We start from the raw sequence: 24,786 nt of genomic DNA on the forward strand, positions 1-24,786 counted from the left end.
CGTCAGCTGGACTCACGACTGCTTCGCAGCCGAACGCAGCCTCGCGGGCTCGGCAGCTGCTACAAAGGGTGTCGCGGCTGAAATTGCTTGACGGACTGGCATTAGGCGGGTGAGGCCGGGTTTTCATTGAGCTCTACGGTAAAGCATTGCATTCAGACAGCGCGGCTTTCGATCAGACGGTCGGAACCGCCTTCGGCAACACGCTTTTCCAGCAGGCGATCCGAACCACCTTCAGCCACGCGATTCTCGATCAGGCGATCGGAACCACCCTCGGCCACACGGCTTTCAATCAGACGATCCGAGCCGCCTTCAGCGACCACGGGTTGAGCGGAGTTTGCGGCGAAAGCGTTAACTGCGAAAACCGAGAAAGCGATGCTGAGGAGGGTTTGGCGTTTCATGATGGTGTGCTCCGGGGTGCTTATGGGTTGGTATGGAGCAGATGTTACGCCGGGGATTTTTTAAGAGAACTTCATTGAGGTGATGGTGAACATCGACGGCAATGATAGGACCGACGCCACTCCCCCTGTGAGCGTGATGGTGCGATCGTCGGATGGCCGCTGTGTGGCGGGCGGCGGCTTCTACACTGGATAGCTGGCGCGCTCCTCTGCCGCGACGGTTGATGTGGCCCGGCAGAGGTCGCGGTATGCAAGGAGATGTTTATGTACCAGCTCTACGGCCATCAGAACTCCGGCGCAGCGGCCATCGAGGCTGCCCTTGAACTCTGTGATGTTCCTTATCGCTTCATCGATGTCGAGACGTCTGCGGAGGCGGCCCGGGCGCTGGAAAAGCTAAACCCGCTCAAACAGATTCCGACCTTGCAGCTACCCGATGGCAGTGTCCTGACCGAGAGCGCAGCGATCCTGATCCATCTCGGGTTGACCTTTCCCGTATCGGGGTTGTTGCCGCAGGATCCGGCCGAGCGAGGCCAGGCCATTCGCGGCATGGCTTACATCGTCAGCAATTGCTATGCGGCCATCGGCATCATCGATTACCCCGAACGCTGGCTGGCCGAGGCGGATGAGTCGTCCAGGCAAAACCTCATGGAAGGCGCCCGCCGGCGCCTGCACTGGAGTTGGGAGGTGTTTGCCGATCAGTTTTCGGGCGAGTTGTACCTGGGCAGCGAAAAGCCAGGGGCCCTGGATGTGCTGGCGGCGGTGATCTCGCGATGGGCGGGCAGCCGGGAGCATTTGCGCATAGCCCGGCCGGGTTTTTTCGCCTGGCTGGAACGCATCGACCGTCACTCGGCACTGGCACCGGTGTTCGCCCGGCATTGGCCGGCCTGAACACCAAAAAACCAATGTGGGAGCGGGCTTGCTCGCGAATGCGGTGGGTCAGGCAGCATTAATGTTGACTGACCCACCGCATTCGCGAGCAAGCCCGCTCCCACAAGGGACTTTCGGCCTGTCGATTTACTCCCCGCGAATGTACTGTTCCAACTGCTTGATCAGTTCAGCCTGTTCGGCAATGGCTTCCTTGACCAGGTCACCGATCGACAGCAGGCCGATCAATTTTCCGCCTTCGACCACCGGCAAGTGACGCAGGCGTTTATCGGACATGATGCCCAGGCAGGTGTCCACGGTTTGATGGGTGTCGACGGTAATCACCGGTGACACCATGATGTCGCGCACCGGCGTGCCCACCGAAGAGCGGCCGTGCAGCACCAGTTTGCGCGCATAGTCCCGTTCGCTGATGATGCCCAGCACTTCATCATTCTCCACCACCAGCAAGGCGCCGACGTTTTTCTCGGCCATCTTCATCAGTGCTTCGAGCACCATGTGGTCGGGTTTGATCTGGTGCACTTCCTGATTCTTCTGATCTTTGAGCTTGAGCAGTTGGGCGACGGTTTTCATGGTGGTTACTCGGGTGTTGTCGTTGTTCTTGAAGAATCGTAGACGCGAGCGTTCTGGGCAAGGGCGAATGCGGCAGATAACACGCAAAAAACGTCATTCGGCGGTTTTTCTTTGGTAAACCCCTCAATTCCGGCCAGCAGTTGACCTGTGTGAGCGGGCTTGCTCGCGAAGAGGCCAGCACATCCAACATCCTTGTTGGCTGCCAGACCGCTTTCGCGAGCAAGCCCGCTCCCACAGGTTCGGTGTCTGCCTGACAGGCCTGCGGCAAACGGGCTATCGCTGTCGATGACGGGTAGAATTCTCTTCTGAATCAACGTTGAGGTTTGCAGTGGTGGATCTACAGCAGGGCTTCGTCCTGACCCGGCATTGGCGCGACACCCCGGCCGGTACGGAAGTCGAATTCTGGCTGGCGACCGACAGCGGTCCCCGGCGTATCCGCCTGCCTCATCAACCATCGGTGGCGTTCATCCCCGCTGCGCAGCGTCAGGCGGCCGAAAGCGTTTTGCATGACGAGAAGAACGTCGAGCTCAGGCCCCTGGCCCTGCAGGACTTCGAACATCGCCCGGTCCTCGGACTTTACTGCCAGCAACATGGCCAGTTGATGCGCCTGGAAACCGCGCTGCGTCGGGCCGGTGTCGAGGTGTTCGAAGCCGACGTACGCCCGCCGGAACGCTACATGATGGAACGCTTCATCACCGCGCCGGTGCGTTTCAGTGGCACGCCGAATGTCGAAGGCCTGCTGCTCGACGCGCAGATGAAACCCGACCCCGATTACCGACCGAGCCTGAAACTGGTGTCCCTGGACATCGAGACCACCGCCCAGGGCGAGTTGTATTCCATCGCCCTGGAAGGTTGCGGCGAGCGTCAGGTGTACATGCTCGGTCCGCCCAATGGCGACGCCGGCCAGGTGGATTTCCAGCTCGAATACTGCGACTCGCGAACCCTGTTGCTGAAAAAGCTCAACGACTGGTTTGCCCGTTTCGACCCTGACGCGATCATCGGCTGGAACGTCGTGCAGTTTGACTTGCGGGTGCTCCACGAACACGCCCGGCGCCTGGCGGTGCCGTTGAAACTGGGGCGTGGCGGCGAGGAAATGCAGTGGCGTGAACACGGCAGCGGCAACCACTACTTCGCTTCAGCCGCTGGCCGCTTGATCATCGACGGTATCGAGGCCCTGCGTTCGGCGACCTGGAGTTTCCCCTCGTTCAGCCTGGAAAACGTCGCGCAAACCTTGCTCGGCGAGGGCAAGTCTATCGACAACCCGTACCAGCGCATGGACGAAATCAACCGCATGTTCGCCGAGGACAAACCGGCGCTGGCCAAGTACAACCTCAAGGACTGCGAGCTGGTCACGCGGATTTTCGCCAGGACCGAGCTACTCACTTTCCTGCTGGAGCGGGCCAGCGTCACCGGTTTGCCGGCCGATCGCATGGGCGGTTCGGTGGCGGCGTTCACGCACCTGTACATGCCGCTGATGCACCGTCAGGGTTTCGTGGCGCCGAACCTCGGTGGCAAGCCACCCGAAGCCAGCCCCGGCGGTTTTGTCATGGATTCGCAGCCGGGGCTGTACGAATCGGTGCTGGTGCTTGACTACAAAAGCCTCTACCCGTCGATCATCCGCACCTTCCTGATTGACCCCGTGGGGCTGATCGAAGGGCTCAAGCACCCGGACGACAGCGAGTCGGTGCCGGGTTTTCGTGGCGCGCGCTTTTCCCGCACCCGGCATTGCCTGCCGTCCATCGTCGCCCGGGTGGCCGAAGGTCGGGAAACCGCCAAGCGCGAACACAACGCACCGCTGTCCCAGGCGCTGAAAATCATCATGAACGCGTTCTACGGTGTGCTCGGCTCCAGCGGTTGTCGCTTCTTCGACACGCGCCTGGCATCGTCCATCACCTTGCGCGGGCACGAGATCATGCTGCGCACCCGCCAGTTGATCGAAGCCCAGGGGCATGCGGTGATTTACGGCGACACCGACTCGACGTTCGTCTGGCTGCGTCGCGCCCATGGTCAGCAGGAGGCGGCACAGATCGGCCATGCGCTGGTGGCGCACGTCAATCAGTGGTGGCGCGAGCACGTGCAGCAGGAATACGGCCTGCAGAGCGTTCTCGAATTGCAGTTCGAAACCCACTACAAGCGTTTTTTGATGCCGACCATTCGCGGTGCCGAAGAAGGCAGCAAGAAGCGCTACGCCGGGCTGGTCACCCGGGAGGACGGCAGCGACGAAATGGTCTACAAAGGCCTGGAAACCGTGCGCACCGACTGGTCGCTGCTGGCCCGGCAATTCCAGCAGGAGCTGTATTCGCGGATCTTCCTGCGCAAGCCCTATCAGGATTATGTGCGTGACTACGTGCGCAAGACCCTGGCCGGTGAATTCGATGACCGGCTGATCTACCGCAAACGCCTGCGCCGCACCCTCGATGACTATCAGCGCAACGTGCCGCCCCATGTGCGTGCGGCGCGCCTGGCCGACGAGTACAACGACCGGCAGGGTCGCCCGCGCCAGTACCAGAACGGCGGCTGGATCAGTTACGTGATCACCGTCGCCGGCCCTGAGCCGCTGGAAGTGCGCAGCGCGCCCATCGATTACGACCACTACATCACCCGGCAGCTGCAACCGGTGGCGGACGCGATACTGCCGTTTGTCGACGACGACTTCTCAACCCTGGTGGGTGGGCAACTGGGCCTGTTTTGAGTCCATCAGCGACAGGGTCCAGTCGTCCAGGATGCCGTGGAAGTATTGGTTCAAGGCTTGCTGGAAAAGGCTGTCGGCGTCGGCGACCTGGGCAAAGAGGGTCATCGAGGAATGAAACTTCAGGTCGTCGGGATGACCGAAAATCCCCGCTACCGAGCGCTCCCGGATGTTCAGTACTTCCTGGGTGCAGGTGCGTAAGCGGGCACCCAGCAACGGATGCTCAAGGTAGGCCTGGGCTTCCTCTCGCGAGCGGATGGCAAAGCGGCGCGACATCTCGCTGCCGCCGAGCCCGGCAAACTGCGGAAAAATGAACCACATCCAGTGACTGCGCTTGTGTCCGTTGTTCAGCTCGTTTTGAACCCGGTCGAATACCGGGTCCTGAGCCTGGAGAAAGCGTTGCAGATTGAACGGGTCCAGGTGGTCGGTGCTTCTCATGGCGAAGCTCTCTGACTGCGGTGGTTCAGACCATGGCCAGCCGCTGTTTACGTTGTGGCGCGTGAAACGCTTGGTCCAGCGCCTCCAGATCCCCCGGCTCAAGCTGCAACGTGGCGGCCTGGGCGTTGAGGCGTACATGTTCGAGTCGGACCGCCTTGGGGATGGCGATCACGCCTTCCTGACGCAGTATCCAGGCCAGTGCCACCTGTGCTGTTGTGGTGCTGTGCCGGGCGGCCACCTGCTTGAGCGTGGCGTCGAAGAGCATTTTACCGCCCTGGCCAATCGGGCAGTAAGCCATGACCGGCAACCGTCGCTGCTGGCTCCAGGGCAGTAAATCAAATTCTATGCCCCGTTGTTCCAGGTTGTAGAGCACCTGATTGGTGGCACAGGCCGGGGCGTCCAGTTCCAGCAGGTCGTCGAGGTCGAAGTTGGACACGCCCCAACGGCCGATCTTGCCGGCTTCGCGCAGGCGCTCGAAGGCGTCGACGGTTTCGTCCAGGGGATACTGGCCGCGCCAATGCAGCAGATACAGATCGATGTAATCGGTGCCAAGCCTGCGCAGGCTACGCTCGCAAGCCTGGGGAATGCCTTGGCGACCGGCGTTGTGCGGGTACACCTTGCTCACCAGAAAGACGCTGTCGCGCTGGCCGGCGATGGCATCGCGGACCACTTCCTCGGCGCCGCCTTCGGCGTACATTTCCGCGGTGTCGATCAGGGTCATACCCAGTTCGATACCCAGGCGCAATGCCGCGACTTCTTCAGTGTGCCGTGAACGGTCTTCGCCCATCTGCCAGGTCCCCTGGCCGATGACCGGGACCCTGGTGCCGGCCAGTTCAAGCGTGCGCATGCAAAACCTCCTGTGTGTATTCGGTGAAAAGTGTAGGAGTGTGTACCGTCCTCAGGATTTTCTGATCCGTTTTTTCTTTGAACATTCCCCTGCCAGTGATCGATTGGTGGCGCCCGATACTGCACTTTTTCGAAATGTCCGGCTCTATCCATGGCAGCCTGCGGCGATCCCCACCGCCGGCCCATGCCCAAGTCCAAGAACCCATGGCTCGAGTTTCACCCACGATCATCACGAAAATCCGCCGTCATTGCCTGCTGCTGGCAGGTCTGTCGATGTTCTTCGTCACCGGTTGCAGCCAGCAGCAGGGCGGCGACATCATCGACCAGATGCGCGAAGGCAAACCCCAGGAGTTCCTGCAGACCAGCGTCGACCGCATGGCCACCCTGACCATGCGTGACAACCTCGACAGCCTTTACCTGCTGATGAGCAAGCTCTACCTGCGTAACCCCGATGAGCTGAAAAAATCCGGTTTCCTCGATGCCCGCACCGCCGGCAAGCAAGTGCGCATGGCCATCGAGTTGCAGCAGCCATTACCGACCCTGGGTGGCAAAAAGGACCTCGCGGCCCTGCGTTTTGCCATGAACCCGGAATTTCTCGGTGACCGGGTCGGGGCGTTCATCTATGCCATCGGCAGCATGCTGGTAACCGCCCATGGCAATCGCCTCGAGTTCTACATGACCGATACGATCAACCCGGTATTCGTCAGCAATGCCGCGCGCAACATCGAGATCGCCACCTGGATTCTCAGCCAAAGACAGAACAAAGAGGGCCAGCCCCTACTGTTCTCCAATGAAATCTCGGAGGAGGGCAGCAACCTGAGCTTTGCCGTCGAGTTCGGCAAGATCGTTGCCCGGCTGGACCTGCTGACCCGGATGCTCGACGAACGCTACCGGCGCATCGGCCTGAACTATGCCCAGAGCCTTTTGTTCCTGAATTTCCTGCCGGTGCAGTGAGCACGACACATATTTCCTGTGGGAGCGGGCTTGCTCCGGGCGGCGTTCCGACGAAAGCGGTGGGTCAGTCAATATTAATGCTGCCTGACACTACGCCTTCGCGAGCAAGCCCGCTCCCACAGGGGAATTGAGTTCAGGGTATAAAGATAGATCGCTTCGATATAGCTGGTTATAAGAAATGCCGCTATGCTGCGGGCCGGATTTCCCCTGCGATCGTTGTGGACGTATTCATGGATTTACTGAACATCGGGTTGGTCGTTGCCGGGCTGGTCGTCGGCTTCATCGTCGGCATGACTGGCGTAGGTGGCGGGTCGCTCATGACCCCGATCCTGCTGTGGTTCGGCATCAACCCGGCGACGGCGGTCGGTACCGACCTGTTGTACGCCGCCATCACCAAGTCCAGCGGCGTACTGGTTCACCGCAAGAACAACAACATCGACTGGGCCATTACCGGCTGGCTGACCTTGGGCAGCGTGCCCGCGGTGGCGTTGACGCTGTGGTTCCTCAGTACCCTGCACAGCGCCCCCGAGGCGATGAACGCGATCATCAAGCAATCCCTCGGGTTTGTGCTGTTCGCCACGGCACTGGCGATCCTGTTCAAGAAGCGCCTGCTCGACTTCGCCCACAACCGTGCGGGCGGCAACTACAACCCCAGCGGACTGCGTTTGAACGTGATGACGGTCATCACCGGGCTGGTCCTTGGCGCCGTGGTCGCGCTGACGTCCATCGGCGCCGGTGCACTGGGCACCGTGGCACTGTTCATTCTCTATCCGATGCTGCCGACCCGCCGCCTGGTGGGGACTGAAATCGCCCACGCCGTGCCGCTGACCCTGGTCGCGGGCCTGGGCCATGCCAGCATGGGCAACATGGATTGGCATGTCCTGGGTTACTTGCTGGTGGGCTCGTTGCCGGGGATTTACCTGGGTAGCCACCTGACCGGGCGTATCTCCGACGAAGTACTGCGCCCTTGCCTGGCAACCATGCTGTTGATGATCGGCTACAAACTGGCGTTCTGATTCAAGCGCGCCACGAAAGCTTCATTCGCGGGTGAATATTTCCAGCAGATGCCCGTCCGGGTCATCGAAATACACCCGCCGTCCTCCCGCGTAATCATTGATCTCCCTCAGTCGCTGCTTGCCAGGGTCGGCCCACCATGGCTGACCGTTGGCTTGCAGGCGTGCGAAGGCCGCATCGAAACCCTGGTCGTCCATCAAGAATGCGTAATGCTGGGATGCTATCGGCGGGTCGTTATTGTAGAAATCCAGTGACACGCCGTTATCCAGTTTGACGATCAGCATGGGCCCGAAGGGTTGCGGGGCGGGCAGGCCAAGGAGGCTTGCCAGGAAGTTCGCCGAAACCTGCTTGTCCCGGCACCAGACGATGGTGTGGTTCAACTGAGTGCTCATGGGCCAGTCCTCGCGACGGATCAGGCGGGTTGTCATGAGTCTTCAGATTAGCCCAGCCTGTTGCGCAATGACCGCGCTGACCTAAGCTTGGGACAAGGCGAAAAATATTTGCGGTACGTCACCCGGAACGATCGCCGCGATGCGCAATCATTAGAGCGTGGATATCAAAAGGAGATGCGCATGCTCATCAGGTCACTGACCCTGGCTACCTTGCTGGCGATTGCCGGCACCTCGTTCGCCGCCGATGGCGACTCACCGCTGGACATGGACAAGGGCAGGGCTCGGCCACTGATCGTCATCGCTCCAAGCACCGTTGATCCGGCCTGGGTCAACCTGAAAAAGTCCCTGGATGAGCCGGCCAACCGCAAGGGTTTCACCGACCGCAACATGGTGCTCTACACCGTACTCAACCTGATGGGCCAGCGCGACGGCAAGGACCTGGGGCCACAGGACACGGCGGCGCTGATCCGCTCGCTCAAGCTGGGTGCCGGCGCCAAGACCAAGGTAATTCTGGTCGGCAAGGACGGCGAAAAGAAACTCGAGCAATCGGACACCTTCAAGCTGGACGAGATTTTCAGCGCTGTCGATCAGTTGCCGGCGGCCGAGAAAGAATTTACCGCGACCGTGGCCGCTCCCGTCGCTGAAGCGGAACCGGCGGTCAAAGGCGCCAAGCCCGGGAAAAACAGCAAACCGGCCAAGCCCGCCAAGCCGCCAGAAATGCCGGATGATTGAACCTCATTCTTGTGGCGATGGAGGGTTTTTCTGTGGGAGCGAACTCACTCCCACAGATGGACCAGCCACTATCGGGAAAGGGCACTCAAAATCCGATGAGCAATCCTGACCCGCTCCGCATTGGGATAATTCTTGTTGGCCAGCATCACAATGCCGATGTCCTTCGATGGCACGTACGCCACATAAGCCCCAAAACCACCGGTTGAACCTGTCTTGTTGATCAGCACGTTCTCTGGCTGTGCTTGTGGCGGGTTCAGCCACCGGACTTCATGGGCTTGCATGGCCATTGGCGTGGAGTTGCCGTCCAGCAAGCGATCCAGTGTGATCGGGTAGCGATACATCTCCCAGCCCAGGCCCTGAGTCATATCGCCAACGGTGTAGTAACCGCTATGGGTCAGGGCGATGGCTTGCTGCAACGGCTTTTCCAGAGACGCCGGTTTCATGTTTGCGCCGACGTAGGCCAGCAAGTCAGAGGCGCTGGTCTTCACCCCGTACGCCTCGGAATCCAGCGCACCCGGAGTGACCCGTATCGGTTTGTCGTCCTTGTTGTAGCCCTGGGCGTACAGCGCCATCTGATCCTGCGGCACATGCACATAGGTGTGCTTGAGGCCCAGTTTCGGCAACAGGGTTTTCTCCATTAGGTCGTCAAATGGCTGGCCCATGCCTTGGGCGGCGAGGTAGCCGAACAGGCCGAGGCTGGGGTTTGAATACAGTCGGTGACTGCCGGGGGCGTAGAGCGGTTTCCATTGTTTGTAGTAGCCGAGCATCTTGTCGGCCGAATCATATTCAGCGGGGAATTGCAGCGGCAGGCCGCCAGCGCTGTAGGTGCCCAGTTGCAGCACGCTGATGTGGTCGAACGCACTGCCGCGCAAGGCCGGCAGGATCTGGCTGGCCTTGTCCGACAGCGACAGCTTGCCCGTGGCCTGGGCGTAGGCGGCGAGGGTGGCGGTGAAGGTTTTGCTGACGGAGCCGATCTCGAACAGGGTGTCTTGGGTGACGGGGGTGCCGGTTTCTTTCGAGGCGACACCATAGTTGAAGTAATGCGCCTGGCCGTTGACGGTGACTGCCACGGCCATCCCGTGGATACCCTCGGCTTGCATCACCGGTTGTACAGCGGCGTTCACCACTGCCTCGATCTGATCCTGTGCCACGCACTGGCCCGCGGCGAATATCGCCATGCAAGCGGCGATGGTTTTCAGCCTGTCCATGTTGGTTTCATCCGTCGTTGATTCAGTTGCGCGTCATTTTAGGGCGTGAAGCGCCGTGCTCCGAGCGCTTTTTTAAAATGGGCGGCCAACAGGCGGCCACGCGCAACCGTTGATTCAACGCACTTGCCGATTCAACGCACCAGGCACGGACGCTTGTTATCGAACTTCCAGCCCGGAATCAAAAACTGCATCGCCACGCTGTCATCCCGAGCCCCCAGGCCCATGCCTTTGTACAGTTCGTGAGCTTTGGCGACCTGATCCATGTCCAGCTCCACCCCTAGCCCCGGTTTCTGCGGTACCTGCACGCAGCCATCGACGATTTGCAGTGGGGCCTTGGTCAGGCGCTGGCCGTCCTGCCAGATCCAGTGGGTGTCGATGGCGGTGATCTCGCCCGGCGCGGCTGCCGCGACATGGGTGAACATCGCCAGGGAGATGTCGAAGTGGTTGTTGGAGTGCGAACCCCAGGTCAGGCCCCATTCGTGGCACATCTGCGCCACGCGCACCGAGCCCTGCATGGTCCAGAAGTGCGGGTCGGCCAGGGGAATGTCGACCGACTGCAACTGGATCGCGTGGCCCATCTCCCGCCAGTCGGTGGCGATCATGTTGGTCGCGGTCTTCAGGCCCGTGGCGCGACGGAATTCGGCCATGACTTCGCGTCCCGAGTAACCGTTTTGCGCCCCGCACGGGTCTTCGGCATAGGCCAGCACGTGGTGCTGATCGCGGCACAGGCGGATGGCTTCTTTCAGTGACCAGGCGCCATTCGGGTCGAGGGTGATGCGCGCATCGGGGAAACGTTCGGCCAGGGCCGTGACCGCTTCGATTTCGGCGTCGCCGCTGAGCACGCCGCCCTTGAGCTTGAAGTCCTTGAAGCCATAACGCGCGTGGGCCGCCTCGGCCAGGCGCACCACCGAATCGGCGGTCATGGCTTTCTCGTGTCGCACGCGGAACCAGTCGTTGTCGGCGTCCGGTTCGCTGCGGTAGGCGAGGTCGGTTTCGTTGCGATCACCGACATAAAACAGATAACCGAGCATCTTCACTTCATCGCGCTGCTGGCCTTCGCCGAGCAGGGCGGCCACCGGCACGTCCAGGTGCTGGCCGAGCAAGTCGAGCAATGCGGCTTCCAGGCCGGTGACGGCGTGAATGGTGATGCGCAGGTCGAAGGTCTGCAAACCGCGACCACCGGCGTCGCGGTCGGCGAAGGTCTGGCGCACTTGATTGAGTATTTTCTGCCAAGTGCCGATCGGGCTACCAACCACCAGGCTGCGTGCGTCCTCGAGGGTCTGGCGAATGCGCTCGCCCCCCGGCACTTCGCCGACGCCGGTGTGACCGGCGTTGTCCTTGAGGATCACGATGTTGCGGGTGAAAAACGGGCCGTGGGCGCCGCTCAGGTTGAGCAGCATGCCATCATGACCGGCGACCGGAACCACTTGCATGCTGGTGATGACCGGGGCTTTTGCGGTGTCTTGTGCAGTCATTTTTTTATCCTTTCAGGCGTGACGTGGCGCAGCTTTGGCCGATTCGACGGCAGGCGCGGATTTGGGTTTGTTGCGGGCGGCAAACACGATGATGGCGGCAATGATCGAGGTCGCGGCCAGGCCGTACAGCCCGCCCTGAATGGAGCCGGTGCGTTCTTCCAGCAGGCCGAATGTGGTCGGCGCAACGAAGCCGCCGAGGTTGCCCACCGAGTTGATCAGCGCGATGACACCCGCAGCGATGCGCGCATCCAGGTAGGCCTGGGGAATTGGCCAGAACAGCGACGAGGCCGATTTGAAGCCCAGTGCTGCAAAGCAGATGGCGACAAAGGCGAACACCGGCCCGCCGGTGGTGGACATGAACATCCCGGCCGCGGCGATCAGCAGGGCGGCGGCGACCCAGGCTTGCTGGTGTTTCCATTTCGCCGACAGGGAAGCGAAGGCGTACATGCCGACAATCGACAGTAACCACGGAATCGAATTGAACAGCCCGACCTGGACATCGCTCAGGTCGCCCATCTTCTTGATGATGCTCGGCAGCCAGAAGGTCGCGGCATAGATGGTCAGCTGGATGAAGAAGTAGATCAGGCAGAACAGGATGATCTGGCGGTCCTTGAGCAATTTGCCCAGCGACGGCTTGATGGGCGTGGCGGCTTCCCGGGCCAGTTGTTCGTCGTCGATGGCCTTGACCAGCGCGTCCTGCTCCTCGCGGCTCAGCCATTTGGCGTCGTGGGGTCTGGAGTCCAGCCAGAACCAGACGAACACGCACAACCCCACCGAAAACATGCCCTCGATGAAGTACATCCACTGCCAGCCGTGCATGCCCAGGCCGCTGATTTGCAGGAGCAGTCCGGACAGTGGGCCGGAAATCAGCGAGGCAATCGCCGAGCCGCTGAGGAAAATCGCAATCGCCTTGCCGCGCTCCACACCCGGCAACCAGCGGGTGAAGTAGTAGATCACCCCAGGAAAGAACCCGGCTTCGGCCACCCCCAGCAGGAATCGAAGGATGTAGAAGTGGGTTTCGTTCTGGATGAACGCCATGCCCGCGGCGACCAGGCCCCAGGTCAGCATGATCCGCGTCAGCCAGATACGCGCGCCGACTTTCTGCAGAAGGATGTTGGAAGGCACTTCGAACAGCGCATAACCGATGAAAAACAGGCCGGCACCGAGGCCATAGGCGGCAGCGCCAATGCCCAGGTCGTGTTCCATGTGGGCGCGGACGAAGCCGATGTTCACGCGATCAATGTAATTGACGATGAACATGATGACGAACAGCGGCAAGACGTGACGTTTGACTTTGGCGATGGCGGACTTCAGCGCTGTATTGGCGTCGTCGTGCATCCCGGAGATGGATGTATTCACTGCGTTTTCTCCCACTCGTTATTTTTATGCGGGGTGAAGCCGGGCGTTGCGTTGTTGATAGACATCATACAACTAGATTTTTTGATCTTGCAACCATGTTTATCCAATAAAATGGCACTTTGTCAGAGGCTTGTTATTCTCTGGGTGGTGACGGATGGCCCTTTAAACGAACCAATATGGGCTGATTGTTGAGTGTTGTCATACAAGTTGAGCGAGATTTTTCAGGATTCCCGTCCGGCGCGGTGCTACGATTCGATTGCCCTGATTTCGGACACGCCCATGCAAGAAGACCTCGAAGTACCCGCCCGCAAGCGCAGCCACAACCTGGCCCATGACCTGGTGGAGAAACTGACCCAGCGCATCCTGCTCGGCCAGATGTTGCCCGGTGACAAGCTACCGTCGGAAAACACCATCGTTCAGGAACACGGGGTCAGTCGCACGGTGGTGCGTGAGGCAATCTCGAAGCTGCAGGCCTCGGGGCTGGTGGAAACCCGGCATGGCATCGGCACGTTCGTGATCGAGCGCGCGCCGGAGCAGGGGCTGCGGCTGAATGTCGATACCGCGTTGGGGGTGCGCAGCATTCTGGAGTTGCGCATGGGCCTGGAAACCCAGGCAGCGGCGCTGGCGGCAACGCGCCGCACCGATCTGCAACTGGCGCGGATGCGTGAAGCGCTGGATGACTATCAAAGCCTGCTGGCCAACAACGACAGCTGTGTCGAAGCGGACCGGCGTTTTCACCTGCTGATCGCCGAAGCCACCGGCAACCTGTGCTTCACCGAAATCATGCAGCACCTGGGCAGTGCCATGATCCCGCGCACCCGGGTCAATGCGGCCGAGCGTGGCGCAGCGGACTTGAGCAAGCTCGGCGAGTTGGCCAACCTCGAGCATGAGGCGATTCTCAACGCCATCAAACGCCAGGACCCGGACGCGGCGCGGGCGGCGATGTGGCTGCATCTGACTAACAGCCGTGACCGGTTTTCGCCCAGCTGATAGTCAGTGACACCGCGTCATCGTTCTTCGCGAGCAAGCCCGCTCCCACAGGATTTTATTTTTGCCGCAGCACTCGAGCACGACTCAAAACCTGTGGGAGCGGGCTTGCCCGCGAAGGCGCCAGTCAAGACAGCAAAAAACATGGATCAGGCCCGGGCAACCTGAACAACGACAGCCCGCCGCTCCAGATTCAACGCCAGCACACTCGCCAACACCACCAGCCCGCCGACCACGATCATCAACGTCGGTCGCTCGCCGAACGCATAAGACGCAATGACCATCGCCGTGGGCGGCGTCAAATACAGCGTCATCGTCGCCCGGCTCAAATCGACATGCGCCAGCACATAGGCCCAGGCCAGGTACGCCAGGGCACTGGGGAATATCCCCAAGGCAATCACCGCCCACTGCACGCGCATCGGCGCCAGGGCGACTTGATCCACAAGGCCGGGCAGAAAAATCAACAGCAGCACCGTACCGGACCACACCGTGTAGCACACCAGCGTCAACCCGTCGTAACGCCCGGTGTGGTGCTTTTGCAGGGCAAAGTAGAGGCTCCAGGACACCGCCGCCAGCAGGATCAGCAAGCCGTGGGCATCAATGCTGCCAAGGCCATGATCGCCCGCCACCACGATCACCACGCCAAACAATCCGAGCAGCACACACCCCCAGCGCCACAGGCTCACCTGGTCCTTGAACACGAAGCGCGCGATCAGCGTGCTGAACAGGGGCGTGGTCTGGGCCAGGACGCTCGAAGCGCCGGCGCTGACGCCTTGCTGCCCGAAGTTGATCGCCACGTGGTGCAGGCTCACGGCAAAGAAGCCCAGGCCGAACATCAGCGGCAAGTCTCGAAGGCTTGGCAGGCGAATGCCTTTGAATATCGCGACCACGGCCATGAACACGGAAGCCAGCAGGAAGCGCAGGAGCGCCAGGTGCACCGGGTCATAGGCCAGCAAGCCGATATGGATGCCGGTCGGGGAATAGCCCCAGCACGCCACGACAAACGTCATGGCCAGGATGATTTTCCAGGGTGAAACGGGGGAGGGTGTGAGCGGCGTCATGGTCGTGCACCTGTGGGCTGATGCACGGAGTATCAGAAAGCTTATCGTTCGCCACAACTGACTTATACTGCGCTAACCGTTCACTATGGGTGATGTATGGAGCTGGCACAGATTCGCATGTTCAAGACCGTCGCCGACGTCGGCAGCATCGCCCGCGCAGCCGAGCTGTTGCATTGCGTGCCGTCGAACATCACGGCACGGATCAAGGCCCTGGAGACCGAACTGGGTGTCGCGCTGTTTCTGCGCGAAGGCCGAGGGCTGCGCATCAGCCCGTCGGGGCAAACCTTCCTGGCCTACGCCTCGAAAATTCTCGCCCTGACCGCCGAGGCCAAGCGCGCGGTCGACCCTTCTGCCGAACCCTCGGGGCCATTGCGTATCGGGGCCATCGAGTCGTCGGCCACCGGGCGATTGCCGCGCCTGCTGGCGAAGTTTCACAAGCGTTTCCCGCAGGTGGCGCTGGAGCTGAGCACCGGCTCCTGGGGGCAGTTGCTCGATGACACGCTCAGTCACAAGCTCGACGGCGCCATCGTCGCGGTGGACGTCGAGCGTGCGCACCTCAAGCGCACGCCGATGTACCGCGAAGAGCTGCTGCTGATCGCCTCGACCTCCCTGGGGCCGCTGCGGGACGTCAGTGATTTGCAGGACCAGACCGTGTTCATGTGGCCCCAGGGCTGTCCGTATCGGGCGGCGCTGGAGCATTGGCTGTTGCGACAGGGGCAGGCGCTGCCGATTGTCAGCCTGGCCAGTTATGGTGCGATTGTCGGTTGTGTCAGCGCCGGTGCCGGCGTGGCGCTGGTGCCCAAAGGCGTGTTCGATCAATACGCCAAAGGCGCGGGGTGCGCGGGGTTTGAGTTCCCCGAACTGACCGCCGTCGACAACCTGTTTTACTGGCACGAAAACGCCGGGGTGCACCCGGCGCGTGAGGCGTTCGTGGCGATGTTGCGCGAGGAGTTTGCCTGACGCCGCTCCCACAGGGGTTACGGCATGTTGATATCCCGCATCAGCAAACCAAACTCCAGATCCACCGCATCCGGTATCGGCAAATACACCGTATGCCCATCCCCCGGTGCAACTTCGATCGCTTCACCCTTGGCGTTTTGCAATTGATGCAGATCGAAGTGGAAGTTGCCCTTGGGCGTCATCAGCTCCATGTGATCGCCCAGGCCGAAGCGGTTCTTCACCTTGACCTCGGCCAGGCGATCGCGGCGCAGGCCGGTCAACTCACCGACAAACTGCTGGCGCTCCGATACCGAGCTGCCGTTCTGGTAGTTCTGGTATTCGTCATGCACATGCCGGCGCAGAAAACCTTCGGTGTAGCCGCGCTGGGCGAGGGACTCCAGGTCGGTCATCAGGTCACGGTCGAAGGCCCGGCCCGCCACCGCGTCGTCGATGGCCTGGCGATAAACCTGGGTGGTGCGCGCGCAGTAAAAATGGGATTTGGTGCGGCCTTCGATTTTCAGCGAGTGCATGCCCATGTGCGTCAGGCGTTCGACGTGCTGCACGGCGCGCAGGTCCTTGGCGTTCATGATGTAGGTGCCGTGTTCGTCTTCGAAGGCCGGCATCTGTTCGCCGGGACGATTGGCTTCCTGCAACAGGAACACCTGTTCGGCAGGCGCGCCGATGCCCAGGGTGGGTTCCGGTTGATACTGTTGCACGATCTCGCCGAGCTGGTTTTCCGTGGCCGGTTGCGCTGAATATTTCCAGCGACAGGCATTGGTGCAACTGCCCTGATTGGCGTCACGCCTGTTCATGTAGCCCGACAGCAGGCAGCGCCCGGAATAGGCCATGCACAACGCGCCGTGCACGAACACCTCCAGTTCCATGGCCGGCACTTGCTCGCGGATCTCGGCGATTTCTTCCAGGGATAACTCCCGGGACAGGATGATCCGGCTCAAGCCTTGCTGCTGCCAGAACTCGACGCTCGCCCAGTTCACCGTATTGGCCTGCACCGAAAGGTGAATCGGCATCTGCGGGTAGTGCCGGCGCACCAGCATGATCAGGCCGGGGTCGGACATGATCAGTGCATCCGGGGCCATGGCGATCACCGGTTCAAGGTCCTTGAGGAAGGTCTTGAGCTTGGCGTTGTGCGGCGCGATGTTCACCACCACGTAAAAGCGCTTGCCCTGAGCCTGGGCCTCGCGAATGCCAAGGGCCAGGTTAGCGTGGTCGAATTCGTTGTTTCGCACCCGCAGGCTGTAGCGCGGCTGGCCGGCGTACACCGCATCGGCGCCGTAGGCGAAGGCGTAACGCATGTTTTTCAGGGTGCCGGCGGGGGCAAGCAGTTCGGGAGCAATCAGGTTCATGGCGGGTCGATCGCAAAAGCCGCGCAGGGTAAACGACTTGGCCCGAGGGTTTGTTGATCTGGATCTATGCTTTGTTCACGAACGAAGGGCACTCGCGCTGGCCGTGGCGACCTAAGCATCAGGACGTACCTTTGCGTCCGGGCAGACTGGCATGGATCCTACATGAACGACGAAACCCTGAAAGACAGATCGCTGACCGTCCTGCTGGCCCTGGTGAGCATCGCTTTCGTCTGGATTCTGCTGCCGTTCTACGGCGCCGTGTTCTGGGCGGTGATCCTCGGGATCCTCTTTGCTCCCCTGCAACGGCGACTGCAACTGAAGTTCGGCTGGGAGCGCAACCTCACGTCGCTGCTCACATTGAGCATCTGCCTGTTGAGCGCGATCCTGCCTGTGATAGTCCTCGGCGTCTTCCTGGTCCAGGAGGGAACCGCGCTCTACAAGAACATCGAAAGCGGCGAACTGGACATCGCCGGGTATGTGGCGCAGTTCAAGCACAGCCTGCCGTCATATTTCCAGCATTTGCTCGACCGCTTCGGCATCGGGGAGCTCAATGGGCTGAGGGAGAAAATCATCAAGAGCGCGATGACCGGCAACGAGTTCTTCGCCACTCAGGTCTTCAGTTTCGGCCAGGGCACGTTCGAGTTCATCGTCAGCTTTTTCATCATGCTGTACCTGCTGTTTTTCTTCCTGCGCGACGGTGCGGAACTGGCGCGCAAGGTGCGCCTGGCGGTGCCATTGCAGGAACAGCAGAAACGCCGTTTGCAGCTCAAGTTCAATCGTGTGGTGCGGGCCACGGTGAAGGGCAACCTGCTGGTGGCGATCACGCAAGGCGCGCTGGGCGGTCTGGTCTTCTGGTTTCTGGACATTCCCAGCGTATTGCTCTGGGCGGTGTTGATGGCGTTTCTGTCGCTGCTGCCGGCGGTGGGGGCGGGAATCGTCTGGGTGCCGGTGGCGGTGTTTTTCCTGCTCACCGGGGCGATCTGGCAGGGCGTGGTGCTGGGATTGTTCGGGGTCTTCGTGATCGGGCTGGTGGACAACCTGCTACGGCCGTTACTGGTGGGCAAGGACACCAAAATGCCGGACTACATGATCCTGATCTCGACCCTCGGCGGCCTGGCGATTTTCGGACTGAACGGCTTTGTCATCGGCCCGTTGATCGCGGCCCTGTTCATGTCGAGCTGGGCCATTTTCGTTGAAACCAAACCGCGGGTGCAGCTGCCTTAGGCGCTGAGCCTGCCGGACTGGCCAGTGCCGATGCGTTGCGACAGTTCCTGGGCGGCGGGTAGCGAAGTGAGCGGGCCGCTGATCTGTACCCCGTCCTGCACCAGATACCAGCAGGCGAGCATGCCCAGTTCCCTGAGCTGTGCGGGGACGGCGCTGCCGATAACGGACATGATCTGAACCTTGGACATGACAAGTACCTCCATCAATCTGTGGAGCTACTTTAAGGTCCGGGTGTCTTGAGGAGTAATCAACGCTTTCGATAGTGGTCATTGATGCCAGAGGGGGTAAACGACCGTTGGCGGGTCAGCTGACCACCTGATCGAGCATATGAACCACTTCCTGCTCGTTGAGCAGGCCCTTGCGCACCAGGCTTTGCGTCAACAGCGAGAGAAACTTGGCGCTGCGATGACCTTCCAGGTGCTTGAGTTCGGTCAGTGCGTTGTACACCTTGCTGGAGGTGCACAGACCGACGATGCGGTGCGGGTTTTGCGTTGGCATGTGGTCGTCCTTGTTGTTATCAATCTGTTTTAGACGGACAGCCCCGAGCTTGAGGAACTGTCATGACAAAAATATGACCGTTTTTTGCCGCGCGGCAGAAATCGGCTCGAGTCCATCTTGCCCGTTTCTGCCACGGGCACTGTCCCGATAGCGACCTTGGCGAGATTTTTCCAGACCTGCACCGACAATCGGGCACAAAAAAGCCCCGCTGTTTCAGCGGGGCTGGATGAGTTCGTTACCAGTGACCTCGGCCGTAGTAGCCCCGTGGCGGGCCGTAATAACCACGGGCCGGGCCGTAGTAACCACGGGGTGGGCCGTAGTAAACCGGGGCCGGGCGGTAGTAGATCGGTTGTTGCACGTAGACCGGGGCCGGCTGGTAGTAAACCGGAGGCGGTGGTGCGTAATAAACCGGCGCGGGCTGGTAGTAGACCGGTTGCGGTGCGACATAAACCGGGCGGTTGGCGTTGATCAGAGCCGAGCCGACGATGGCAGTACCGACGATCGCTCCGAATACCGCCGCGTCATTACCACCACCATGGGCTTGCGCCTGTCCTGCGATAGCGAGGGCGCCGATCAGCAAGGCTACTGTGGGGACTTTACGGATCATGATAGTTCCTCGGTTCTTCGCCCCGGCGCTTGTGTCTGCAATAGACCCAAGGATTGTCGCGGGGATACTTCTAAGACAGCGTTTTTCTGAAAAACAGCACGGCCGCGAGGTAAATTTTGTGTAAGGTCTGTACCGACTTTCCTACCGACCCGTGTAAGGCCGCGTTAACACACTTACATGATCGATCAGAACCCGATGGAGGGCTAATCCCGTCCATCCGAAAAGTGCATTTGAAGGAGCTTTCCCATGCAGATGAACCCCAACAAAGACACCCAGCTGTGCATGTCCCTTTCAGGACGCCCCGGGAACTTTGGTCTGCGTTTTCACAATCATCTGTATGAACAGCTGGGCCTGAATTTCTACTACAAGGCCTTTGCCAGCCAGGACCTGCCGGGTTCCGTTGCCGGCATTCGCGCCCTGCGGATTCGTGGCTGCGGCGTGTCGATGCCGTTCAAGGAAGCCTGCATTGCCCTGGTGGATGAACTCGACGCGTCTGCAGCAGCCATTCAATCGATCAACACCATCGTCAACACCGACGGTCATCTCAAGGCCTACAACACTGACTACATCGCCGTTGCCCAGTTGCTGGAAAAACACCAGGTGCCCAAGGACTCGACCTTTGCCTTGCGCGGCAGCGGCGGCATGGCCAAGGCCGTGGCGAGCGCCTTGCGTGATGGCGGCTATGAAAACGGCCTGATCGTGGCCCGCAACGAGCGTGCCGGGCAGACGCTGGCGCAGTCGTTGGGGTATGAGTGGCAGGCCGAGTTGGGGAATCGTCGCCCGCAAATGCTGGTCAACGTCACCCCGATCGGCATGACGGGAGGACCGGAGGCCGAGCAACTGGCCTTTGAGCCTGAGGTGATCGAAAAAGCGGACACTGTCTTCGATGTGGTGGCGATTCCCTCGGAAACCCCGCTGATCGTGCGTGCTCGTGCCGAAGGCAAGCGGGTCATCACCGGGCTGGAAGTGATCGCGATCCAGGCGCTGGAGCAATTCGTGCTCTATACCGGCGTACGTCCCACGGATGAGCAATTCCAGAAGGCCGTGGCGTTTGCCCGCAGTTAGGAGGTGTCCATGCATCCCCCCATTCTCAACCTGAATTCAGTCGAACTTGAACCGCTGCCCGAAGCGTTTGCGCCGAGCGGTGAAACCGCCGGTCGCTATCAACAGCGCCTGGCCCGTGTTGGTCAGCAACTGGGGGCGCAAAAGCTGGGTTATCGCCTGTATGTGCTGGAGCCAGGCATGCGCGGCAGCCCGTTTCACAGTCATCGGGTCAATGAGGAAATGTTCTACGTCGTGGCCGGGGAAGGGGAGGTCCGCCTGGGGACCGAACGTTTTCCGATCCGCGCCGGTGATGTGATTGCCTGTCCATCGGGTGGGCCTGAAAAGGCGCATCAGATCATCAATACCAGCAACGGCGAATTGCGGTACCTGGCCGTCAGCACCCAGCAATCACCGGAGATCTGTGAATACCCGGATTCCGGCAAATACGCCGTGATGGATGACTTCAAGGTGGATGCCGAGGGTAATGCTTCGGGTTTTGTCGCGGTGGCCAGGCAGGCCGATGGGGTTGACTACTGGGACGGCGAGTAAGCGCAGACACCCTCAAACTACTGTGGGAGCGGGCTTGCTCGCGAAGACGATGGTCGACTCAGCATTGATGTGACTGACAGATCGCATTCGCGAGCAAGCCCGCTCCCACATTGGATCTCTGTAGCCTGATTATTCGAGCCGAGCCAGCCTTTCTTCCAGCGCTGCAATCCGCGCTTCCAGTTCTTCAATGCGCTCAACCGAAACCCCGCTGCTGCCCCGTTCGGCCGGGTTTTGCCGTGCCGCCATGATCGCTTCGATATCCGCCGGGTCGCCCAGGGCGTGGGTGTAACGGTCTTCGCGCTGGCCGGCCTGGCGCGGAATCAGTACGGCCAGGCCCCGGGCAATCAGGCGTTCGAGTTGATGCACCACCTGTTCGGCATCTTCGAACTCATGCATGCGCCCGCTGCGGGTCAGCAGTTCATTGACGGTCTGCGGGCCGCGCAGAAACATCAGCCCGCTCAGGATGACCTGCGCCGGCACCAGTTCCAGGGCCTTGTCGACCTTGTGCTCCCAGCGGTCGGCGCGGCTGCCCATCACCAGTCTGGTGAAGCCGCGTCCTTCGAGGGCGCGCAGGCTCTGGCCGACCTGGCCCGGTGTCAGGTTCATCACCGGCTCGCGGCTGGTTTTCTGGTTGCAGGCAATCACCAGGGCATTGAGGGTCAGGGGATAGGTTTCCGGGCTGGTGGCCTGCTTCTCGATCAACGAGCCCAGAATGCGGATTTCCGTGCTGTTGAGTCGTGGCTCATCGAAAGTCGTCTCTTGCTCAGTGCTCATGGTTCTGCGTCCTTACCCGATTCATGTTTTTCACTCGCGTGGGTGCACTTTAGATGGGCAGGCGCCAATGGCAATCGAATTCGTTGTGTTATCAGGGGAATGATGACAAAAAGTGTATGAAATATTGACGTCATTTTTACAAATGGCCGGGCACCGTATGCGGGGTCGCGCGAGTGCGTCCACGGGACGGAGCACTGTTGGCGTCATCGCCCTGATATAGCTCAGTTCTGCATCGAGTCGGCCGGTGTACTACACCTTGATTCGCCACTGATAAAAGAAATCCAATAAAGGCGAGAGTGACTCCATGAGCCAAGACATTTTTGTATCCGTACTGATTCCCGCCAAGAACGAAGCGAACAACCTCAAGCCACTGCTTGAGGAAATCCGCGTGGCACTGGCCGATGAGGCTTACGAAATCATCGTGGTCGACGACGGCAGCACCGATTCGACCCTGCAGGAACTGCGGCAGATTCGCCAAAACGGCTTGAACACCCTGCGCATCCTGCATCACGAGCGGTCGCTGGGACAGAGCACCTCGCTGTACCACGCCGCCCGTGAGGCCCGCGGTATGTGGCTGGCGACCCTCGATGGCGACGGCCAGAACGACCCGGCGGACATCCCCGGCATGCTCGCGCTGGTGCGCGGCGAACCGGGAAAGGTCGATGTGCAGCTGGTGGCCGGGCACCGGGTCAATCGCCGCGACACCGCGAGCAAACGCTACGCCTCGCGGTTCGCCAACAACCTGCGCCGGCGCCTGCTCAAGGACGCTACCCCGGACACCGGGTGCGGCCTGAAGCTGATCGAGCGCGCGGCGTTCTTGCGCCTGCCATACTTCGACCACATGCATCGCTATATTCCGGCGCTGATCCAGCGTCATAACGGGCGCATGATCGTGCACCCGGTCAACCACCGGCCGCGCACGGCCGGGGTCTCGAAATACGGCAACCTCGACCGCGCACTGGTCGGCATTTTCGATTTGTTCGGTGTCTGGTGGCTGATCAAGCGCACGCGCCTGAACACCATCCCCCAGGAGATCAAAGGATGAATCTCTCCCGCGAAGCCCTTTGGCTGATCGTCGGCTTTGCCGGGCAGGTTGCCTTTACCGGGCGGTTTGTCCTGCAGTGGCTGTACAGCGAATACAAGAAACGCAGCGTGATCCCGGTGAGCTTCTGGTACCTGAGCATCGTCGGCAGCACCTTGTTGCTCGCCTATGCCATTTACCGTGAAGACCCGGTGTTCATCGTCGGGCAGGCCTTTGGCTCCCTCGTCTATTTTCGCAACCTGCAATTGATCTCAAAAAGCAAACACCTGAAGGAGTAGGGAATGCGCGGATCGTTATCGACCCGGAATATTACGTTGCTCGTGGCCGTCGCGTTGGCGTTGCTGTTTTTCTGGGGGCTGGGCAGCGTGCCGTTCCTCAGTGTCAACGAGGCCCGCCGTGCGGTAACCGTGCGCGAAATGCGTGAAGCGGGAAGTTGGCTGCTGCCTTATATGAACGGCGACTTGTACCTCTCCAAGCCGCCGTTTTTCTATTGGGCCGGTCTGGTTTCGACGGCGGTGCTGGGCAGTTTGTCCGAGTGGAGCGTGCGCCTGCCTTCGGCCCTGGCCGCCGCCTTGTGCTGTTTTGGCACCTATCTGTACGGCGTTCGGCAGGCGGGGCGGCAGGTCGGTCTGTTCGCCGTGGTGTTCCTGGCCGCGAACGGTGCCTTCAGCCTGTTCGCACGACGCTCGGAAATCGAGATGCTGCTGACCCTGCTGTGCTTCGGCGCACTGCTGGCGGCCTGGCAGTTCATCTTCCTGCAGGGGCGGGCCATGTGGAGTCGACTCAGCTACGTGCTGCTGGGTTGCGCACTGCTGACCAAGGGGCCGGTTTGCCTGTTGTGGGTGACGGCGCCGATCCTGGCCTATGCCTTGATCTACCGAGATGCCCGGGCCAAGGCTTATCTGTGCGACGGTTGGGGCTGGCTGATTGCCCTGGGGCTGGGCAGTTCCTGGTACGTGGCGGTGTCTGTGAACCAGGGCTGGGGGATCTGGGCCTCGATCATCAGCGAAGACATCGTGAAGAAGATCGACGGGCAGGGCGCCGAGGCCTGGTATGCGTACCTGTTGTACCTGGCCGGTGATTTCTTCCCGTTCTGGCTGATCGCATTCGTGCAGCCGCGCAAGTTCTGGGCAATGATCCGCTCGCGCCGCGAGGCGGGCATGTTGCTGATTTGCAGCCTGTTGCCGCTGCTGGTGTTTTCCCTGTTCACCGAAAAGCATGGCAAGTACCTGTTGCCGGTCTATCCGTCCATGGCGTTGCTGCTGGCGATGCACTGGTCGGCACTGCTCGATGACCTGAAAGGTCGCTGGCGCACGGTCCTGGCCGTTGTGCCCTACGTGATGCTGACCGGGTTCGTGGTGTTCTACATGTTCGTCGAAGCGCGGGTGCTGTCGCACCGGGTCGGTGGCCTTGAGCAAGTTGCCACGCTGGCCAATGGGCAGCCGGGTCAGAAGGCCTACACCCTCGGTGAGCCGGATATCCGTCTGGTCTATTACATGGGCCGGCCGGTGGCGCCGCTGACAGTGGCGCAGTTGCAGTCCGAGTCGCGTCCGGCGGGGCTGTTGTTTGTGCAAGAGCCCCTCACACCGGAACTGCAGAACCTGGCGTCGTGCCAGGTCGGTGAAGTCAACCCGTACCTCAAACCGCACCGTGCGGCGCTGTTGGTACGCATGGGCGGAGATTGCCGCTGATCGGCTTCCCGGCCGAACAAGCTCGCCACCACATCACCCGTTCGGACTA

26 protein-coding genes and 1 pseudogene are annotated in these 24,786 nt (G+C 60.8%); 13 read left to right on the forward strand and 14 right to left on the reverse strand.

All coding sequences use genetic code 11. From position 1 onward, the window contains the following. Positions 1–161: 161 nt before the first annotated feature. Positions 162–398 (reverse strand): annotated as a pseudogene (locus AC07W4_RS20340) (hypothetical protein); the annotation flags it as partial. Between the two features lie 261 nt (positions 399–659). On the opposite strand from AC07W4_RS20340, the gene AC07W4_RS20345 reads away from it, so the two are divergent. Further along, positions 660–1,283 carry a glutathione S-transferase family protein gene (locus tag AC07W4_RS20345; protein WP_495033725.1) on the forward strand — a complete coding sequence of 208 codons (624 nt, stop codon included), beginning with the start codon at positions 660–662 and terminating at the stop codon, positions 1,281–1,283. Between the two features lie 126 nt (positions 1,284–1,409). Here the strand turns inward: AC07W4_RS20345 and AC07W4_RS20350 are convergent, their stop codons facing one another. After that, positions 1,410–1,850, reverse strand: a complete 441-nt coding sequence (locus tag AC07W4_RS20350) for a CBS domain-containing protein (RefSeq protein WP_008051296.1) — start codon at positions 1,848–1,850, stop codon at positions 1,410–1,412. A 331-nt stretch (positions 1,851–2,181) separates the two neighbouring features. Here AC07W4_RS20350 and AC07W4_RS20355 point away from each other — a divergent pair, with 331 nt between their 5' ends. Continuing rightward, positions 2,182–4,542: a DNA polymerase II gene (locus tag AC07W4_RS20355; protein WP_495033726.1), complete on the forward strand. Its 2,361-nt coding sequence runs from the start codon at positions 2,182–2,184 to the stop codon at positions 4,540–4,542. On the opposite strand, the gene AC07W4_RS20360 is transcribed toward AC07W4_RS20355, so the two are convergent. Both AC07W4_RS20360 and AC07W4_RS20365 read right to left on the reverse strand, forming a co-directional pair. After that, a complete protein-coding gene (locus tag AC07W4_RS20360; protein WP_008051292.1) occupies positions 4,507–4,977 on the reverse strand; it encodes a DUF1810 domain-containing protein in 471 nt (156 codons plus the stop codon). The genes AC07W4_RS20355 and AC07W4_RS20360 overlap by 36 nt on opposite strands. A 25-nt stretch (positions 4,978–5,002) precedes the next feature. Further along, on the reverse strand, positions 5,003–5,824 hold the full coding sequence (locus AC07W4_RS20365; RefSeq protein ID WP_495033727.1) for an aldo/keto reductase: 822 nt from the start codon (positions 5,822–5,824) through the stop codon (positions 5,003–5,005). Positions 5,825–6,027: 203 nt separating this feature from the next. On the opposite strand from AC07W4_RS20365, the gene AC07W4_RS20370 reads away from it, so the two are divergent. Together AC07W4_RS20370 and AC07W4_RS20375 are read left to right on the forward strand one after the other, a co-directional pair. Next, positions 6,028–6,777, forward strand: a complete 750-nt coding sequence (locus AC07W4_RS20370) for a hypothetical protein (RefSeq protein ID WP_495033728.1) — start codon at positions 6,028–6,030, stop codon at positions 6,775–6,777. Between the two features lie 230 nt (positions 6,778–7,007). Then, positions 7,008–7,793, forward strand: coding sequence for a sulfite exporter TauE/SafE family protein (locus AC07W4_RS20375; protein WP_008051288.1), 786 nt, complete (start codon positions 7,008–7,010; stop codon positions 7,791–7,793). Between the two features lie 21 nt (positions 7,794–7,814). Here the strand turns inward: AC07W4_RS20375 and AC07W4_RS20380 are convergent, their stop codons facing one another. Next, entirely contained in the window at positions 7,815–8,183 is a 369-nt protein-coding gene (locus AC07W4_RS20380; protein WP_008051287.1) for a VOC family protein, read from the reverse strand. A 180-nt stretch (positions 8,184–8,363) separates the two neighbouring features. On the opposite strand from AC07W4_RS20380, the gene AC07W4_RS20385 reads away from it, so the two are divergent. Beyond that, positions 8,364–8,915, forward strand: coding sequence for a DUF4174 domain-containing protein (locus AC07W4_RS20385; protein WP_495033729.1), 552 nt, complete (start codon positions 8,364–8,366; stop codon positions 8,913–8,915). A 68-nt stretch (positions 8,916–8,983) separates the two neighbouring features. On the opposite strand, the gene ampC is transcribed toward AC07W4_RS20385, so the two are convergent. The 3 genes from ampC to AC07W4_RS20400 all read right to left on the reverse strand — a co-directional run bounded on the left by ampC (position 8,984) and on the right by AC07W4_RS20400 (position 12,957). After that, a complete protein-coding gene (gene ampC / locus AC07W4_RS20390) occupies positions 8,984–10,093 on the reverse strand; it encodes a class C beta-lactamase (RefSeq protein WP_495033780.1) in 1,110 nt (369 codons plus the stop codon). A 161-nt stretch (positions 10,094–10,254) separates the two neighbouring features. Next, positions 10,255–11,598, reverse strand: a complete 1,344-nt coding sequence (gene gudD / locus AC07W4_RS20395) for a glucarate dehydratase (protein WP_495033730.1) — start codon at positions 11,596–11,598, stop codon at positions 10,255–10,257. 12 nt (positions 11,599–11,610) lie between these two features. Beyond that, complete coding sequence (locus tag AC07W4_RS20400; protein ID WP_495033731.1) at positions 11,611–12,957, reverse strand: MFS transporter; 1,347 nt, start codon at positions 12,955–12,957, stop codon at positions 11,611–11,613. Between the two features lie 279 nt (positions 12,958–13,236). Here AC07W4_RS20400 and AC07W4_RS20405 point away from each other — a divergent pair, with 279 nt between their 5' ends. Beyond that, positions 13,237–13,947 (forward strand): FadR/GntR family transcriptional regulator, encoded by a 711-nt coding sequence (locus AC07W4_RS20405; protein WP_495033732.1) that lies wholly within the window; start codon positions 13,237–13,239, stop codon positions 13,945–13,947. 146 nt (positions 13,948–14,093) lie between these two features. On the opposite strand, the gene AC07W4_RS20410 is transcribed toward AC07W4_RS20405, so the two are convergent. After that, a complete protein-coding gene (locus AC07W4_RS20410; protein ID WP_495033733.1) occupies positions 14,094–15,005 on the reverse strand; it encodes a DMT family transporter in 912 nt (303 codons plus the stop codon). Positions 15,006–15,101: 96 nt separating this feature from the next. On the opposite strand from AC07W4_RS20410, the gene AC07W4_RS20415 reads away from it, so the two are divergent. After that, positions 15,102–15,965 (forward strand): LysR substrate-binding domain-containing protein, encoded by an 864-nt coding sequence (locus AC07W4_RS20415; RefSeq protein ID WP_495033734.1) that lies wholly within the window; start codon positions 15,102–15,104, stop codon positions 15,963–15,965. Between the two features lie 17 nt (positions 15,966–15,982). Here the strand turns inward: AC07W4_RS20415 and trhP are convergent, their stop codons facing one another. Beyond that, a complete protein-coding gene (gene trhP / locus AC07W4_RS20420) occupies positions 15,983–17,308 on the reverse strand; it encodes a prephenate-dependent tRNA uridine(34) hydroxylase TrhP (RefSeq protein WP_495033735.1) in 1,326 nt (441 codons plus the stop codon). A 162-nt stretch (positions 17,309–17,470) separates the two neighbouring features. Here trhP and AC07W4_RS20425 point away from each other — a divergent pair, with 162 nt between their 5' ends. Then, positions 17,471–18,532 carry an AI-2E family transporter gene (locus AC07W4_RS20425; protein WP_008052999.1) on the forward strand — a complete coding sequence of 354 codons (1,062 nt, stop codon included), beginning with the start codon at positions 17,471–17,473 and terminating at the stop codon, positions 18,530–18,532. Here AC07W4_RS20425 and AC07W4_RS20430 read toward each other — a convergent pair. From AC07W4_RS20430 to AC07W4_RS20440, 3 genes are all read right to left on the reverse strand, one after another. After that, positions 18,529–18,720 carry a hypothetical protein gene (locus tag AC07W4_RS20430; RefSeq protein WP_008052998.1) on the reverse strand — a complete coding sequence of 64 codons (192 nt, stop codon included), beginning with the start codon at positions 18,718–18,720 and terminating at the stop codon, positions 18,529–18,531. The two genes, AC07W4_RS20425 and AC07W4_RS20430, sit on opposite strands and share 4 nt — an antisense overlap. 115 nt (positions 18,721–18,835) lie before the next feature. Continuing rightward, positions 18,836–19,030 (reverse strand): hypothetical protein, encoded by a 195-nt coding sequence (locus AC07W4_RS20435; RefSeq protein WP_008052996.1) that lies wholly within the window; start codon positions 19,028–19,030, stop codon positions 18,836–18,838. 235 nt (positions 19,031–19,265) lie between these two features. Next, positions 19,266–19,637, reverse strand: a complete 372-nt coding sequence (locus tag AC07W4_RS20440) for a hypothetical protein (RefSeq protein WP_495033736.1) — start codon at positions 19,635–19,637, stop codon at positions 19,266–19,268. A 246-nt stretch (positions 19,638–19,883) separates the two neighbouring features. On the opposite strand from AC07W4_RS20440, the gene AC07W4_RS20445 reads away from it, so the two are divergent. Together AC07W4_RS20445 and AC07W4_RS20450 are read left to right on the forward strand one after the other, a co-directional pair. Continuing rightward, the gene (locus tag AC07W4_RS20445; RefSeq protein ID WP_495033737.1) at positions 19,884–20,702 is read left to right on the forward strand and encodes a shikimate 5-dehydrogenase; all 819 of its coding nucleotides are present in this window, start codon (positions 19,884–19,886) and stop codon (positions 20,700–20,702) included. Positions 20,703–20,711: 9 nt separating this feature from the next. Next, on the forward strand, positions 20,712–21,230 hold the full coding sequence (locus tag AC07W4_RS20450; protein ID WP_495033738.1) for a cupin domain-containing protein: 519 nt from the start codon (positions 20,712–20,714) through the stop codon (positions 21,228–21,230). Between the two features lie 129 nt (positions 21,231–21,359). Here AC07W4_RS20450 and AC07W4_RS20455 read toward each other — a convergent pair whose 3' ends face one another. Continuing rightward, positions 21,360–22,004 (reverse strand): YceH family protein, encoded by a 645-nt coding sequence (locus tag AC07W4_RS20455; RefSeq protein WP_008052992.1) that lies wholly within the window; start codon positions 22,002–22,004, stop codon positions 21,360–21,362. Positions 22,005–22,308: 304 nt separating this feature from the next. On the opposite strand from AC07W4_RS20455, the gene AC07W4_RS20460 reads away from it, so the two are divergent. From AC07W4_RS20460 to AC07W4_RS20470, 3 genes are read left to right on the forward strand one after another with little or no spacing between them, the layout of a single operon-like run. Beyond that, a complete protein-coding gene (locus AC07W4_RS20460) occupies positions 22,309–23,049 on the forward strand; it encodes a glycosyltransferase family 2 protein (protein WP_495033739.1) in 741 nt (246 codons plus the stop codon). Beyond that, complete coding sequence (locus AC07W4_RS20465) at positions 23,046–23,324, forward strand: lipid-A-disaccharide synthase N-terminal domain-containing protein (RefSeq protein ID WP_495033740.1); 279 nt, start codon at positions 23,046–23,048, stop codon at positions 23,322–23,324. The genes AC07W4_RS20460 and AC07W4_RS20465 overlap by 4 nt, the downstream gene beginning before the upstream one ends. Before the next feature lie 3 nt (positions 23,325–23,327). Further along, positions 23,328–24,737 carry an ArnT family glycosyltransferase gene (locus AC07W4_RS20470; protein ID WP_495033741.1) on the forward strand — a complete coding sequence of 470 codons (1,410 nt, stop codon included), beginning with the start codon at positions 23,328–23,330 and terminating at the stop codon, positions 24,735–24,737. The last annotated feature ends 49 nt before the right edge of the window (positions 24,738–24,786 follow it).

The organism is Pseudomonas sp. GW821-FHT02A08 (genome assembly GCF_059422045.1).

What these genes read in the sequence shown, in the direction of transcription:
- AC07W4_RS20345 (WP_495033725.1), top strand. Translation starts at nt 660, where the DNA reads ATGTACCAGCTCTACGGCCATCAGAACTCCGGCGCAGCGGCCATCGAG.
- AC07W4_RS20350 (WP_008051296.1), bottom strand. Translation starts at nt 1,850, where the DNA reads ATGAAAACCGTCGCCCAACTGCTCAAGCTCAAAGATCAGAAGAATCAG.
- AC07W4_RS20360 (WP_008051292.1), bottom strand. Translation starts at nt 4,977, where the DNA reads ATGAGAAGCACCGACCACCTGGACCCGTTCAATCTGCAACGCTTTCTC.
- AC07W4_RS20365 (WP_495033727.1), bottom strand. Translation starts at nt 5,824, where the DNA reads ATGCGCACGCTTGAACTGGCCGGCACCAGGGTCCCGGTCATCGGCCAG.
- AC07W4_RS20370 (WP_495033728.1), top strand. Translation starts at nt 6,028, where the DNA reads ATGGCTCGAGTTTCACCCACGATCATCACGAAAATCCGCCGTCATTGC.
- AC07W4_RS20375 (WP_008051288.1), top strand. Translation starts at nt 7,008, where the DNA reads ATGGATTTACTGAACATCGGGTTGGTCGTTGCCGGGCTGGTCGTCGGC.
- AC07W4_RS20380 (WP_008051287.1), bottom strand. Translation starts at nt 8,183, where the DNA reads ATGAGCACTCAGTTGAACCACACCATCGTCTGGTGCCGGGACAAGCAG.
- AC07W4_RS20385 (WP_495033729.1), top strand. Translation starts at nt 8,364, where the DNA reads ATGCTCATCAGGTCACTGACCCTGGCTACCTTGCTGGCGATTGCCGGC.
- ampC (WP_495033780.1), bottom strand. Translation starts at nt 10,093, where the DNA reads ATGGCGATATTCGCCGCGGGCCAGTGCGTGGCACAGGATCAGATCGAG.
- gudD (WP_495033730.1), bottom strand. Translation starts at nt 11,598, where the DNA reads ATGACTGCACAAGACACCGCAAAAGCCCCGGTCATCACCAGCATGCAA.
- AC07W4_RS20405 (WP_495033732.1), top strand. Translation starts at nt 13,237, where the DNA reads ATGCAAGAAGACCTCGAAGTACCCGCCCGCAAGCGCAGCCACAACCTG.
- AC07W4_RS20410 (WP_495033733.1), bottom strand. Translation starts at nt 15,005, where the DNA reads ATGACGCCGCTCACACCCTCCCCCGTTTCACCCTGGAAAATCATCCTG.
- AC07W4_RS20415 (WP_495033734.1), top strand. Translation starts at nt 15,102, where the DNA reads ATGGAGCTGGCACAGATTCGCATGTTCAAGACCGTCGCCGACGTCGGC.
- trhP (WP_495033735.1), bottom strand. Translation starts at nt 17,308, where the DNA reads ATGAACCTGATTGCTCCCGAACTGCTTGCCCCCGCCGGCACCCTGAAA.
- AC07W4_RS20425 (WP_008052999.1), top strand. Translation starts at nt 17,471, where the DNA reads ATGAACGACGAAACCCTGAAAGACAGATCGCTGACCGTCCTGCTGGCC.
- AC07W4_RS20430 (WP_008052998.1), bottom strand. Translation starts at nt 18,720, where the DNA reads ATGTCCAAGGTTCAGATCATGTCCGTTATCGGCAGCGCCGTCCCCGCA.
- AC07W4_RS20435 (WP_008052996.1), bottom strand. Translation starts at nt 19,030, where the DNA reads ATGCCAACGCAAAACCCGCACCGCATCGTCGGTCTGTGCACCTCCAGC.
- AC07W4_RS20440 (WP_495033736.1), bottom strand. Translation starts at nt 19,637, where the DNA reads ATGATCCGTAAAGTCCCCACAGTAGCCTTGCTGATCGGCGCCCTCGCT.
- AC07W4_RS20445 (WP_495033737.1), top strand. Translation starts at nt 19,884, where the DNA reads ATGCAGATGAACCCCAACAAAGACACCCAGCTGTGCATGTCCCTTTCA.
- AC07W4_RS20450 (WP_495033738.1), top strand. Translation starts at nt 20,712, where the DNA reads ATGCATCCCCCCATTCTCAACCTGAATTCAGTCGAACTTGAACCGCTG.
- AC07W4_RS20455 (WP_008052992.1), bottom strand. Translation starts at nt 22,004, where the DNA reads ATGAGCACTGAGCAAGAGACGACTTTCGATGAGCCACGACTCAACAGC.
- AC07W4_RS20460 (WP_495033739.1), top strand. Translation starts at nt 22,309, where the DNA reads ATGAGCCAAGACATTTTTGTATCCGTACTGATTCCCGCCAAGAACGAA.
- AC07W4_RS20465 (WP_495033740.1), top strand. Translation starts at nt 23,046, where the DNA reads ATGAATCTCTCCCGCGAAGCCCTTTGGCTGATCGTCGGCTTTGCCGGG.
- AC07W4_RS20470 (WP_495033741.1), top strand. Translation starts at nt 23,328, where the DNA reads ATGCGCGGATCGTTATCGACCCGGAATATTACGTTGCTCGTGGCCGTC.